Here is a 12,826-nt window from a genome sequence, read left to right on the forward strand (position 1 = left end):
CAAGCGGCTTTATACGATCACGATACCAGATCGGTCAGCGTCGCCGCGGTCAGCACTTGCGGCAACACCTGCGCCTCCCCCTTGCCCGGCGCATAATAGAGATAGAGCGGTACCCCGGCGCGGTTATGCGCTTCGATGAAGCGGCCCAGTACCGGGTCGCCATCGGTCCAGTCGCCGACCAGCACCTTCACCCCGCCCTTCTGAAAGGCATCGCCCACCGCCCGCGTCTCGATCGCGGCGCGTTCGTTGACCTTGCACGTCAGGCACCAGTCGGCGGTGAAATAGGCGAAAACCGGCTTGCCCTCGGCCCTGAGCGCCGCCAGCCGCGCCTCGCTGAACGGCTCCGCCCCGGCAATCCCGGTCGCCGCCGCGCCGGCGGGCGGCGCGCGTTCGACCAGCGTCGCCGTACCGATCGCGAGCAGCAGCGCGGCGATCCCCGGCCACCACGCCCGGTCGCGCCCGCGCAACTGCCGCCGCCCGGTCCACCACAGCCCCAGCCCGGCGAGCAGCAGCGCGCTCAGCCCCAGCGCCATGCCGTCGACGCCGGCCTGCCGCCCCAAAATCCATGCCAGCGCTAGCGCGGTCAGGAACATCGGTACCGACAGGGCCTTGCGAAACACATCCATCCACGCGCCGGGCTTGGGCAACCGCCGCCGCAGCGCGGGCACGAACCCCAGCAGCAGGAACGGCAGCGCAAGACCGAACCCCAGCCCGGCGAACACCGCCATCGCCGCGACCGGCGGCAGCACCAGTGCCGACCCCAGCGCCGCGCCCATGAACGGCCCGGTACATGGCGTCGCGACGAATGCCGCCAGCGCACCGGTCGCGAACGCCCCGCCGCGTCCGTTCCGCGTGCCGACCTGCGGCGTCGGAAGTTCGAACAGCCCGGCAAGGTTCAGCGCGATCCCGCCGGTCAGTACCAGCAGCAACAGCACGACCCGCGGATCGGTAAGCTGGAACGCCCATCCCGCCGCGACCCCCGCCGCGCGGATCGCCAGCAGAATGCCGCCCAGCGCCATGCAAGTGACGACGGCCCCGGCGGTATAGGCAACGCCCTCCGCCCGCGCGTGCACCGCCGATTCGCCCGATCGCGCAAGGCTTAGCGCCTTCAGGCTCAGAATCGGGAACACGCACGGCATGATGTTGAGCAGCAACCCGCCGAGCAACGCCCCGGCAAAGGCCAGCAGCGCGGCACGGACCGGCGCGGGTTCGGCGGGCGCAGCAACGACGCCGGGGGTGGCGCGGATCGCAAACCCCTGCCCCGGGCCGGTCGCCAGCACGCCTTCGATCAACGCGGGCTTGCCGGTCCCCTTCGTCTCGATGACGATCGCATCGCCGTCGCGCCGGATCGTCTGGGCCGCGTCGTAATCGATCGCATTCTCGGTCAGCGGAAAAAAATACGGGTCGCCGATCGCCTGGGTCGCCGGGAACGGCACGCGCAGCCGCAGCGGCTCACCCGCCTGGAACAATGCCGGCGATCCCAGCGGCTTGGGCAGCGCGCGGCGCCAGCCATCGAACGCGGCGCGGCGTTCGGGCTTGATCGCCCCGTCGCCGATGGTGAGGTCGGTCGACAGCACCGCCTTTTCCGGCACGCAGATTTCCCGGGTGCAGACCAGATAATCGATGGCGAGGCGCACCGGCACCACGCTGCCCTTCGCAAGGCCTGCGGGCAGTCGCAGCTCGGTCAGGATCGTCCATGGCCGTTCGTAGACATAGTTCATGATGCCCGCGACGGTCAGTCGCTCGGGCACCGGATAGCGCAGATCGCCGACGCTCGCCCCGGCGGGCAGCGTCCAGTCGAGCCGCGGCTGCGTCCCCACCGCACCGGGGTTCTGCCAATACCCATGCCAGCCGGCATCGGGTACCGATACCAGCGCGAGTCCGACATTGGTGCCCGCCGCGGGAGTATCGCTTTCGGCCACGATCCGCATCTGGACGTGCCGCTGCCCCGGCACCTGCGCCATCGCCGGCCACGCGCCACACAGCAGCGCGGCGAGCAGGACGATTCGACACCATAGTGTTCTTGCCGCTGTCATGGACGCGGAGTAGCGGAGTTCCGGGACGGATGCACCGTCCGCGGAGTACCCGATGCGTCTCGTTTCCCTCGCCGCGCTGTTGCTGGCGTCCGCCACCCCCGCGATCGCCCAGACCGCCGCACCGGCGCCGGCCGACCTGCCCGTGCCGCCGACCTATCCGGCGACGCCGCCCAAGCTGATCGTCGCGATTTCGGTCGATCAATTCTCCGCCGACCTGTTCGCCGAATATCGCGCGCGCTTCACCAGCGGTTTCGCGCGGATGATGCAGGGCGCGGTATTTCCGTCGGGCTATCAGAGCCATGCCGCGACCGAAACCTGCCCGGGCCATTCGACGATCCTGACCGGCGCCCGCCCGTCGCGTACCGGCATCATCGCCAACGACTGGATCGACCAGCGCAACAACACCCGCCCCGACCACAAGGTCTATTGCGCCGAGGACGAACGCGTCGCGGGTTCGACCTTCAAGGACTATACCGTCTCCGACACCCACCTGATGGTGCCGACGCTGGGCGAGCGGATGAAGGCCGCCGATCCGCGCACCCGCGTCGTCTCGGTCGCGGGCAAGGACCGCGCGGCGGTGATGATGGGCGGGCACAAGGTCGACGAACTGTGGTGGTTCGGCAAGGACGGCTTCACCAGCTATGCCGGGCGCAAGATGCCGCCGGTCGTCGCCCGCGCCAACGCCGCCGTCGCCAAACAGATCGCCACGCCGCAGCCCGCGATGACGCTCCCGACCTTCTGCCAGCCGCTGGCGCGCGCGGTGCGCGTCGGCGACAAGACGATCGGCACTGGCCGCTTCGAACGCGCTGCGGGCGATATCGCCGGCTTCCGCCGCTCGCCCGAATATGACGCCGCGGTCCTGGCGCTCGCCGCCGGCCTGATCCAGGACATGAAGCTGGGTCAGGGACCGCAGACCGACATCATCTCGATCGGCGCCTCCGCCACCGACTATGTCGGCCATGGTTACGGCACCGAAGGCAGCGAGATGTGCCTGCAGCTCACCTCGCTCGACCAGAGCCTTGGCGAATTCTTCAAGGTGCTCGATGCGACAGGCGTGGATTATCAGGTCGTGCTGACCGCCGACCATGGCGGCAGCGACGCCAGCGAACGCCTTGCCAGCCACGCCGTACCCGATGCGGTCCGCCTCGATGGCGACTTCACGGTGGAGGGCATCGGCACGGCCATCGGACGGAAGCTCGGCATCGCCGGCCCCGTCCTGTTCGGCGGCGTGAACGGCGACGTGTGGTACGACATCAAGCTGACCCCAGCGCAAAAGGCCGCGGTCGAGCGAGAGGCGATCGCGATGTTCATGGCCCACCCGCAGACGCAGGCGGTCTTCACCCGTGCGCAGGTGATGGCGACGACGGTGCCGAACACCCCGCCCGAAACCTGGTCGCTGATCGAGCGTGCCCGTGCGTCCTACTACCCGCCGCGCTCGGGCGACCTGCTAGTGGCGATGAAGCCGCGCGTGCTGACCCTGCCGCACCCGGTCGTCGGCAGTTCGGTCGCGACGCATGGCAGCTTCTGGGACTATGACCGCCGCGTCCCGATCCTGTTCTGGCGCAAGGGGCAAGGCGGGTTCGAGGAACCGTTCGGCGTCGAGACGGTCGACATCCTGCCGACGCTGGCGGCGACGATCCGCCTGCCCGTACCCAAAGGCGAGATCGACGGCCGCTGCCTCGACCTCGATCCGGGCGAAGGCACGACCTGCCGCTAACCACCCGTCCGGTTCGAGCAGCTTCGAGCTTGTCGGGAAGCGTCCGTCGAGAACTTCGCTCGACGGACGCCGACTTCAGGGGAGGCGCACCAACGCGGTCGCCGCCGACGCCGGATCGAGCCGTTCCTCCAGCGACGTCACGATCGGCGCCGCGGTCCGCGGCACCTTGCCCGCGAACGCCTTGCGCCCGTTGACGACCACCCGCACCGGCTTGTCCAGATCGACCAGCCGGTCCGACAATCGCACGATCGTCCCCGCCGGCACCGTCCCGGTCAGCGTGATCGTCTGCCCCGCGACCGCCGCATCGATCCGGTCGCCGGCCTTCGCCGCCGCGGCATCGGGGAGATGCAGCCAGTAGAAGCGATCGTGCGTCACATCGTCCTGCACCCACACGATCCGCCTGGGCCACGGATTGCGCGTGAAGCCGGCCATCCACGGCAATGCCTCGGCATCCTTGCGGTCCATCCAGTGCGGCAGGCCGGGATAGATCCGCGTCATCGACACATAGCCATCGGGGTCGGCCGCATGGAGCCGGGCGAGCTCGGCACTCTTTTCCGCCGCGATCCGGTTGCGGTCATAGGCGGCATCCGCTCCGCCCATGAAGATGCCGAACGGCAGGTTGCGCAACGACGCCACGCCCGCTTCGTTCGGATGCCCCGCCATCATCGCCGCCGCCGCGAAGCGGTCCGCCATGCGCGGCGCCAGCTGCCACACCCCGTCGCCGCCCGCGGAATAGCCGAGCAGATATACCCGGTTGGGATCGACGCCGTTGATGGCGACCTGCACGTCGATCAGTCGCTGGAACAGCGGATCGATATGCGCCTCGTGCCACAAATTCCACGTATCGGTCGGCGCCCGCGGCGCGAGGTAGATGCCCTCCGCCGGCGCATACAGGCCGATCTGGTTGTGCCATTGCCGGTCGTTGACCGCCGGCGCGGCGTTGCCGCCGCCGTGCATCGATATCCACAGGCTGCGCTTGCCGAACGGCGCATCGCCGAACCGGCGGCTTTCCCAGCGCAGCGTCCGATCGCCGATCGTGATCGCCTGTCCCGCCATCGCCTGCCGGTCTGCGGCCGCAACGGTTCGGCTTCGCGCCGCCGCCAACAGGTCGACGGCTACCTCCGCCTCGGCCTTTGACAAGGGTCGGCGCAGGACCGGCGCGTCGCTCCGCCGCGCGGCATCGGGTTGCCCGACCCAGTTCGATAGCTTGTTGAGCGACCGTACCGGCGGCGACTGCCGCGGCTCGGCCAGTGCCGGCGTCGCCAGCAGGATCAAGAACGCGGCGATGGTGAAACGGTGATGCATAGGCGAACAGGCTACCGCCGGTCCCGCCGGGATCGAAGCGAAATCGCTCAGCGCGTCTCGAACTTGCGCACGCCCGGCCCCAATCGGTTCGCGCCGACCGCCACGCCATCGCCGGTATAGTCCGCGACGAACGCCGGGCTCTTGTCCATGCCGGGCGCGAGGCGCGCGTCGTTGTCCTCGACCCGCAGCCCGCGCGCCGGGAAGGTATGCTTTTCCGCACCCACGACGATAAAGCCGGTCCAATTCTCCTTCGCCTTGCCCTGGACGAAGGTATTGCGCGCGATCAGCCCGGTCGCCCCTTCGGGCAGGTCGATCATGTAGTTGGTCTTGTTGCCGCGGCTGTCGTCGAAGCTCGAATCGGTGATCTCGATCCGCGGCGCGCGGATCTTCACATAATGGCCGCCGGTGCCGCGTTCGAAGCGCGAGCGGGTGATGGTGATCGACCCGTTATTGCCGAGATAGACCGAATGCGAGCAGTCGGTCGTCTCGTCGCACTGCCCCAGCCCGGCAAAGGTCGACCGGTCGATCGTGATGCGCTGCTGCCCGTCGGGATTGCCGCCCAATATGCCTTCCTGACTGTCGAGGAAGGTCGAATTGGTGACGGTCAGGTCGCCGATCTCGGTCCGGATGCCGGCGCCATTGCCGTCTGGCACGCGGATGCGGCGGAACACGATGCCGTCGACCGTCGAGCGCCGCCCGCGCAGCACGAACGTCGCCTTCTCCTCGCACGCGCCGCCGTCGAAGATCACGGTCCCTGGCGTCCGTGCGCGGAAGGTGATGTCGCCGCCGGTCTGCACCGTGCAGTCGCGATAGGTCCCCGGCGCGATCAGGATCGTCGCGGTCCCGTCGCGCACCGCCGTCACCGCGGCGTCGATCGTTGAATATCCCTCGCCCGTCTGCTCGATCACGAACGGGGCGCTGCGCTGTTGCGCGGGCAGCGGCGATACCGCCAGCACCAGCGCGGCGGGCAGGAACAAGCGGGCAGCGATCATCGGCCGGTCCTTCATCGGTTCGGCGACCGACATGCGCCAGCGATGACGGGCGCGAAAGGGCCTAAATCCGTCCCGCTACGGGTCAGACGTTCAACCGCGCGCGCATTTCCTTGCCGGGCTTGAAGTACGGCACGCGCTTGGCGTCGACCTCGACCGCCTCGCCGGTGCGCGGGTTGCGGCCGGTGCGGGCATCGCGCGCGCGGGTCGAAAATGCACCGAAGCCGCGCAGTTCGACACGGCCGCCGCTGCGCAACTGTTCGGTGATGGCGTCGAAAAAGGTCGCCACGATCCGTTCGACATCGCGAAGCGGCAGGTTGGGATTTTCCTGCGCCACGTGCTGCACCAGTTCGGATCGGATCATCATTCCCTCGGTAAATCAAAACCCTGCACCCCGATCGGTACGATCCGGGCAGAGCCAGCCACTAACCTATATCTATCCGGTGGAACAATCCGTCTTTCGAATGAACGCAAAAACGGGGCGCTCCGATATGGAGCACCCCGTTCCTGTTGTCCGTAAAGAAAAGCGGCTTACTTCTGTTCGCCGCGAGCCTTCAGCGCCTCGCCCAGAATGTCGCCCAGCGACGCACCCGAGTCCGACGAACCGTACTGCGCCACGGCCTGCTTCTCTTCGGCGATCTGCATCGCCTTGATCGAGAAGGTCGGCTTCTTCGAACGATCGAAGCCGGTGACCATCGCGTCGAACTTCTGGCCGACCTGGAAACGCTCCGGACGCTGCTCGTCGCGGTCGCGGCCGAGATCGGTGCGCTTGATGAAGCCGGTCGCTCCATCGTCGCCCTGCTGCACTTCGAGGCCCGCGTCGCGGACTTCGAGCACGGTGACGGTCACGATCGCGTTCTTGTTCAGGCGATCGCCCGCCTGCGCTGCGACCGGGCCGCCACGCTCAAGCTGCTTCATGCCGAGCGAAATACGCTCCTTGTCCGGCTCGATCGCGAGCACGACGGCCTGAACCGTCTCGCCCTTGCGATGCAGGTTGAGCGCGTCTTCGCCCGAAATCCCCCACGCGATGTCCGACATGTGAACCATGCCGTCGACATCGCCGTCCAGGCCGATGAACAGGCCGAATTCGGTCGCGTTCTTGACTTCGCCCTCGACGGTCGAACCAACGGGATGATCTTCCGCGAACTTCTCCCACGGATTCGCCTGCGCCTGCTTGAGGCCCAGCGAGATGCGGCGCTTGTCCTGATCGACCTCGAGGACGATCACGTCGACTTCCTGCGAGGTCGAGACGATCTTGCCCGGATGGACGTTCTTCTTGGTCCAGCTCATTTCCGACACGTGGACCAGGCCTTCGATGCCCGGCTCCAGTTCGACGAACGCACCATATTCGGTGATGTTCGTGACGCGGCCCGACAGCTTTGCACCGACCGGATACTTCGCACCGGCGCCATCCCACGGATCGCTTTCCAGCTGCTTCATACCGAGCGAGATGCGCTGCGTGTCGCGGTTGATGCGGATGATCTGGACACGGACGGTGTCGCCGATGTTCAGCACTTCCGACGGATGCCCGACACGCTTGTACGACAGGTCGGTGACGTGCAGCAGGCCATCGATGCCGCCGAGGTCGACGAACGCACCGTAATCAGTGATGTTCTTGACGACGCCATCGATCACCTGGCCTTCGGCCAGCGACTGGATCAGGCCCGAACGCTGCTCGGCGCGGGTCTCTTCCAGCACGGCGCGACGCGACACGACGATGTTGCCGCGCTTGCGGTCCATCTTCAGGATCTGGAACGGCTGCGGGATGTCCATCAGCGGGGTGACGTCACGCACCGGACGGATATCGACCTGCGAACCCGGCAGGAACGCCACGGCGCCCGACAGGTCGACGGTGAAGCCACCCTTCACGCGGCCGAAGATCACGCCTTCGACGCGCGCGGTCTTGGCGAATTCGGTTTCCAGCTTGTCCCACGCGGCTTCGCGACGGGCGCGGTCGCGGCTCAGCATCGCTTCGCCGTTCGAATTTTCGACGCGGTCGACATAGACTTCGACTTCGTCACCGACCTTCAGGTCGGCCTTCTGGCCCGGCGCAGCGAATTCGCGCAGCGGCACGCGGCCTTCCGACTTCAGGCCGACGTCGATGACGGCGAGGTCGTTTTCGATGCCGGTAACGGTGCCGATGACGACACGGCCCTCGAAGCTTTCCGAGGCACCGAACATGTCGTCGAGCATCGACGCGAAATCATCACGGGTGGGATTTGCCATGCTGGCCATAAAGAACGTGGTTCCTAGTACACTATGTTTCCGGCCGGCCGGTTGTGTCCGGCGGTCTTTGACCGGGATTGCCGCGCGCGCCGAATACGACACGCGGCATCCGGCGACCATGTCGTCACGAAAGGCTTGCCCCGTCGATCACGGAATCGGGCGCGCACGCCCGGCCTTCGCGAGTCTGTGCTCGTCGAACCGGCGCGCCATACGCGTTTTCGCGTGGGCGTGCAACGGTTGGGGGCTACTCAGGAAGCAGAAGGAAGGTCGGTTCACGCGAAGGCGCGGAGACGCGAAGGAAGAAAATAGATGATTGTTTTCGCGCCGAGGCGCGGAGGCGCAAAGAGGTTGCGTTCGCGGCGACTGCCGTATGTCCGGCGAAGCCTAAAGCTTCGCCCCAGCGAAGGCTGGGGCCTCCCCCAGTTCCTGCCCAGACCTATCACCGAGAGGTTCCAGCCTTCGCTGGGATGACGTTCAAGTCGGTTTGCGGAACACACCACTGAACCGTGCCAGAAGCTGCGGGCCGCCAACGCGGCAAGCGGCCACCGCAAACGCAACCTCTCTGCGCTTCCGCGCCTCTGCGCGAAATCTACCTTCTACTCCGCGTCTTCGCGCCTTCGCGTGAAAAACCTTCGTCACGCCAAAACTAAAATCACCCCCGACGCCCCGGCCGATACGGCTTGGCGGCATGGCGCGGCGGTGCGCCGTTGGTGCGACGCTGCGGCGCCGCCGGCGGCCCGGACATCTGCTCGAACATCAGATCGTCGTCGGGCGTCGCCGTCCGCTTGACCGATGCGATAAACTTGCCCGCGATCGCCTTCGGAATCTCGAACGCCGACTCGTCGTTGGCAATGCGGATCGCGCCGATCTCCCCTTTAGTGATGTGCCCGCGGCGGCACAGCAGCGGCAGCAGCCAGCGCGGATCGGCATTGTGCCGGCGGCCGACATTCATGCGGAACCACACCGTATCCTCGAACCCCGGACGCGGCCCTTCGGGACGCTCGCGGCGTTCGGGTGCGCCACCCGCCGACAGTTCCTCTGGTGCCGGCAGCTTGGCACGATAGGCGCGGACCAGCAGCGCCGCGATATCCTCGGGCGTCTTCTCGGTCAGCAGGCGCGCGCCCAGCTCGACATCGGCCTCGTCGAATTCGACCGGTTCGGCCAGCTTGGCGAGCAACCGCTCGCGATCGGCGGCATGGATTTCGTCCGGGGTCGGCACACCGATCCATTCGGCGTTGATCTTGGCGTCGCGCAGCAGCCCTTCGACGCGGCGGCGGCGCTGATACGGCACGATCAGTGCGGCGATGCCTTTCTTGCCCGCACGGCCGGTACGACCCGAGCGGTGCTGCAGCGCCTCGGCATCGCGCGGCAGCTCGACATGGACGACGAGGCTGAGCGACGGCAGATCGATGCCGCGTGCCGCGACGTCGGTCGCGACGCAGACGCGGGCGCGGCGATCGCGCAGCGCCTGCAACGCATGGTTGCGCTCCGACTGCGAATGTTCGCCTGACAGCGCCACCGCATCGAACCCGCGCTCGACCAGATTCGCGTGCAGGTGCCGCACCGCCTCCCGCGTCGCGCAGAACAGGAACGCGGTGTCCGGCTCGTGCAGACGCAGCAGGTTGACGACCGCATTCTCGATATCGTTCGGCGCGACGGTCATCGCCTGATAGCTGATGTCGCCATGGCCCCGCTCCGCTTCGCGCGTGTCGATGCGGAACGCGTCCTTCTGATAGCGCTTGGCCAACGCCACGATCGGCTTGGCCAGCGTTGCCGAGAACAGCAGCGTGCGGCGTTCCGCCGGCGTGCCGTCGAGGATGCCTTCGAGGTCCTCGCGGAACCCCATGTCGAGCATCTCGTCGGCTTCGTCGAGAATCGCGACCTTCAGCCCCGACAGGTCGAGCGCGCCGCGTTCGAGGTGGTCGCGCAGACGCCCCGGCGTGCCGACGACGATATGCGCGCCGTGGCTCAGGTTGCGGCGTTCGCGCGCCGCATCCATGCCACCGACGCACGACACGATGCGCGCCCCGGTCGGACCATAGAGCCACAGCAGTTCGCGCGCGACCTGCAACGCCAGTTCGCGCGTCGGGGCAATGGCGAGGGCCAGCGGCGTGCCAGCGCGCGGCATCTTGTCCTCGGCGTCGAGCAGGTCGCGCGCGATGGCGAGGCCGAAGGCGACGGTCTTGCCCGACCCGGTCTGCGCGGATACCAGCAGGTCGCGCCCTTCGGCGTCGGGCGTCAGGACGGCCGCCTGCACAGCGGTCGGGGCTTCATAGCCGCGCGCGGATAGCGCCGCGGCGAGCGGTTCGGGCAACGTCGAAAAAGGCATAATTCGCCAAATGGCCCCAAATTGCGGCCACGGCAAGGCCGCAGCGCCGGTTTAGCATGTCGGCGAACCCGAATCCGACAAAAGACTTTCATTTGTGGGCCGGCGTTGGTCGGCTGGCGTACCCAGCCGTTGTGACTATTCGCCGCACCTACCACATGGCATCCGAAAGGATTCCCCCATGTCGATCGATCGCCGCCGCCTGCTCGAACTGACCGGCCTGTCGGGACTGGCCGCCCTGATCGGCTGTGCTCCCTCCGAGAGCGAGGCCGCGCCGAACTTCCCGTTCAAGCTGACCGATGCGCAGTGGAAGACGCGGTTGACCCCCGCGCAATATAACGTGCTGCGGCAGGAAGGGACCGAACGGCCGTATAGCAGCCCGCTGAACGACGAAAAGCATAAGGGCGTGTTTGCCTGTGCCGGTTGCGGGCAGCCATTGTTCCTGTCGACGACCAAGTTCGAAAGCGGCACCGGCTGGCCCAGCTTCTACGCGCCACGCAACGGCGCGGTCGTGAACCGCACCGATCGGTCGCTGATGATGTCGCGAACCGAGGTGCTGTGCGGTCGCTGCGGCGGGCATCTCGGCCATGTGTTCGACGACGGGCCGCCACCGACCGGCAAGCGCTATTGCATGAACGGCGTCGCGATGACCTTTCGCCCGGCATGAAACGCAAAAGGCCCGCCGCATCGTCTGCGGCGGGCCTTTACATGGGGTGACGGAGGATCAGTCGTTGAGTGCGACGACTATCCGCGCCTGCGCCGACTGCACGCCGCCGCCGCCCGGCATCGGTGCCGGCGGATCGGTCTTCACAATGACCAGCGGTGCGTTCAGTTCGGTCGCGCGCGGCGCGTGCTTGGCATAGATGAAGCCGTTGGTCGGATAGGCCGAGGTGCCAAGCCCGCCGACCGGGCCGAACCACACCTTGACCTCGGTCCAGTCCCCCGCCGGCGATACGTCGATCGCACGGACATCGCGTTCAATCCCGCCGCGGCGCGACCAATTGGCATGGGTCAGCAGCACTTCACGCTCGCTGACGACCTTCGACACCATCGCGACATGGCCGAGGCGCATTTTCGAGGTGGCGGCAAACGACAGGACGGCGCCTTCCTGTGGAGCATGGCCGCGCTCATACTTGCCCGAGGCCTGACCCCACCAGGTGTGGGCGTTGCCGAAGATTTCGACACCGGAAATTTCGCGGGCATAGGGCGCGCATTGCCAGAAGCGGGCCTGGGCCGGAGCCACCATCGCCAGAGCGCACGAAACCACCAGCGCGAAACGCGCTGCAACAGCACCAAACTTCATCTGACCCCCACGGCCCCACGAATGTCGTAAGCGGCATGAAGCAGGGTTTGATACACACGGAAACCCCACCGCACTTCGCAGGGGAACCTTTTCCGACGAACCGTGTTTGCGCGGCGATGACCGGCGGATGAACCGATCCGTGCCGTTCCTTCCCCCTCCCAATTTGCCCCGAAAACCACAGGCGCTGCGGAATGCGACGAACCGTGTGGGTACAATGTTGCAATGCAAAACGGTCCGTGATCGAATATGTCATCAACCGGACGAGCCGCGTTTCGTTCAGCAAGCCGTTAACCATTATCCGGCAATATCCGGTTGTTAGAAGCCATGGGCGGGGAGTTCAGAAGAATGGCGATTGCACGGCGGCCGGCAGAAGGCGCGATGACGCTGGCGGAAATGAAGGAGTTCGCGACCTTTCCGGCATCGACGCAGCGGTATATCCGCCGCGCGCTCGACATCGGGCTGGACCGCGATGACGCGATGCGCCGCTGGTCGCGCGACGTGGTGGAGGCAGCGAGCATCCGTGCCCAGGCGCGGATCTACGACCGCCTGCCCGACATTCGCGCCTGCATTCCCGACGATAGCGGGCTGGATGCGATCGAGCCGTTCATGACGCCGTTGCTGCTGGTGACCGCGTTCGATCTCGGCCAGGGGCGGCTGACGACGTTCGGCGCCTATCGCTTCCTCTACGAACGGCTGGTCGGCGCCGAGGCGCGGCCATGGCTGCCCGCCGCCTTCTGCGCCTCGGCCGCGCTGCCGCACCTCCACCCGGAGCTGCGTCGCAAGCTGCTGCAATCGCTCAGCGAGGCCGCGGCGACCGCGTCGGGCTGGTCGATGCGGCAACCGGCCTTCTATCCGGCATGGGTCGAAAAGGTCGAAGCCGGCGCACCGATGCATTGATGGATGAGCGGTACCGCCCTCCGGAAA

Annotated in this window: 10 protein-coding genes; 3 read left to right on the plus strand and 7 right to left on the minus strand. The window is 67.1% G+C overall.

The annotated features are described in order from the left end of the window. Nucleotides 1–17: 17 nt before the first annotated feature. The gene (locus tag MF610_RS04150) at nt 18–2,036 is read right to left on the minus strand and encodes a protein-disulfide reductase DsbD family protein (protein ID WP_242192971.1); all 2,019 of its coding nucleotides are present in this window, start codon (nt 2,034–2,036) and stop codon (nt 18–20) included. Between the two features lie 52 nt (nt 2,037–2,088). On the opposite strand from MF610_RS04150, the gene MF610_RS04155 reads away from it, so the two are divergent. Beyond that, on the plus strand, nt 2,089–3,753 hold the full coding sequence (locus MF610_RS04155; protein WP_242192972.1) for an alkaline phosphatase family protein: 1,665 nt from the start codon (nt 2,089–2,091) through the stop codon (nt 3,751–3,753). 75 nt (nt 3,754–3,828) lie between these two features. Here MF610_RS04155 and MF610_RS04160 read toward each other — a convergent pair whose 3' ends face one another. From MF610_RS04160 to MF610_RS04180, 5 genes are all read right to left on the minus strand, one after another. Then, nucleotides 3,829–5,058, minus strand: coding sequence for an alpha/beta hydrolase family protein (locus MF610_RS04160; RefSeq protein ID WP_242192973.1), 1,230 nt, complete (start codon nt 5,056–5,058; stop codon nt 3,829–3,831). 47 nt (nt 5,059–5,105) lie between these two features. After that, a complete protein-coding gene (locus MF610_RS04165; protein WP_380870632.1) occupies nt 5,106–6,083 on the minus strand; it encodes a right-handed parallel beta-helix repeat-containing protein in 978 nt (325 codons plus the stop codon). A gap of 49 nt (nt 6,084–6,132) precedes the next feature. After that, a complete protein-coding gene (locus MF610_RS04170) occupies nt 6,133–6,411 on the minus strand; it encodes an integration host factor subunit beta (RefSeq protein ID WP_242192974.1) in 279 nt (92 codons plus the stop codon). Nucleotides 6,412–6,578: 167 nt separating this feature from the next. Beyond that, nucleotides 6,579–8,282 (minus strand): 30S ribosomal protein S1, encoded by a 1,704-nt coding sequence (rpsA, locus tag MF610_RS04175; protein WP_242192975.1) that lies wholly within the window; start codon nt 8,280–8,282, stop codon nt 6,579–6,581. A 643-nt stretch (nt 8,283–8,925) separates the two neighbouring features. Further along, nucleotides 8,926–10,602: a DEAD/DEAH box helicase gene (locus MF610_RS04180; protein WP_242192976.1), complete on the minus strand. Its 1,677-nt coding sequence runs from the start codon at nt 10,600–10,602 to the stop codon at nt 8,926–8,928. 178 nt (nt 10,603–10,780) lie between these two features. Here MF610_RS04180 and msrB point away from each other — a divergent pair, with 178 nt between their 5' ends. Beyond that, complete coding sequence (gene msrB / locus MF610_RS04185) at nt 10,781–11,266, plus strand: peptide-methionine (R)-S-oxide reductase MsrB (RefSeq protein WP_242192978.1); 486 nt, start codon at nt 10,781–10,783, stop codon at nt 11,264–11,266. A 57-nt stretch (nt 11,267–11,323) separates the two neighbouring features. On the opposite strand, the gene MF610_RS04190 is transcribed toward msrB, so the two are convergent. Continuing rightward, complete coding sequence (locus MF610_RS04190; RefSeq protein ID WP_242192980.1) at nt 11,324–11,902, minus strand: CHAP domain-containing protein; 579 nt, start codon at nt 11,900–11,902, stop codon at nt 11,324–11,326. A gap of 345 nt (nt 11,903–12,247) precedes the next feature. Here MF610_RS04190 and MF610_RS04195 point away from each other — a divergent pair, with 345 nt between their 5' ends. After that, nucleotides 12,248–12,799 (plus strand): hypothetical protein, encoded by a 552-nt coding sequence (locus MF610_RS04195; protein WP_242192981.1) that lies wholly within the window; start codon nt 12,248–12,250, stop codon nt 12,797–12,799. The last annotated feature ends 27 nt before the right edge of the window (nt 12,800–12,826 follow it).

The organism is Sphingomonas hankookensis (assembly GCF_022664465.1).
GTDB classification, from domain to species: domain Bacteria; phylum Pseudomonadota; class Alphaproteobacteria; order Sphingomonadales; family Sphingomonadaceae; genus Sphingomonas; species Sphingomonas hankookensis.

Excerpts from the sequence above, each read along its gene's own strand:
- MF610_RS04150 (WP_242192971.1), bottom strand. The coding sequence starts at position 2,036 with ATGACAGCGGCAAGAACACTATGGTGTCGAATCGTCCTGCTCGCCGCG.
- MF610_RS04155 (WP_242192972.1), top strand. The coding sequence starts at position 2,089 with ATGCGTCTCGTTTCCCTCGCCGCGCTGTTGCTGGCGTCCGCCACCCCC.
- MF610_RS04160 (WP_242192973.1), bottom strand. The coding sequence starts at position 5,058 with ATGCATCACCGTTTCACCATCGCCGCGTTCTTGATCCTGCTGGCGACG.
- MF610_RS04165 (WP_380870632.1), bottom strand. The coding sequence starts at position 6,083 with ATGTCGGTCGCCGAACCGATGAAGGACCGGCCGATGATCGCTGCCCGC.
- MF610_RS04170 (WP_242192974.1), bottom strand. The coding sequence starts at position 6,411 with ATGATCCGATCCGAACTGGTGCAGCACGTGGCGCAGGAAAATCCCAAC.
- rpsA (WP_242192975.1), bottom strand. The coding sequence starts at position 8,282 with ATGGCCAGCATGGCAAATCCCACCCGTGATGATTTCGCGTCGATGCTC.
- MF610_RS04180 (WP_242192976.1), bottom strand. The coding sequence starts at position 10,602 with ATGCCTTTTTCGACGTTGCCCGAACCGCTCGCCGCGGCGCTATCCGCG.
- msrB (WP_242192978.1), top strand. The coding sequence starts at position 10,781 with ATGTCGATCGATCGCCGCCGCCTGCTCGAACTGACCGGCCTGTCGGGA.
- MF610_RS04190 (WP_242192980.1), bottom strand. The coding sequence starts at position 11,902 with ATGAAGTTTGGTGCTGTTGCAGCGCGTTTCGCGCTGGTGGTTTCGTGC.
- MF610_RS04195 (WP_242192981.1), top strand. The coding sequence starts at position 12,248 with ATGGCGATTGCACGGCGGCCGGCAGAAGGCGCGATGACGCTGGCGGAA.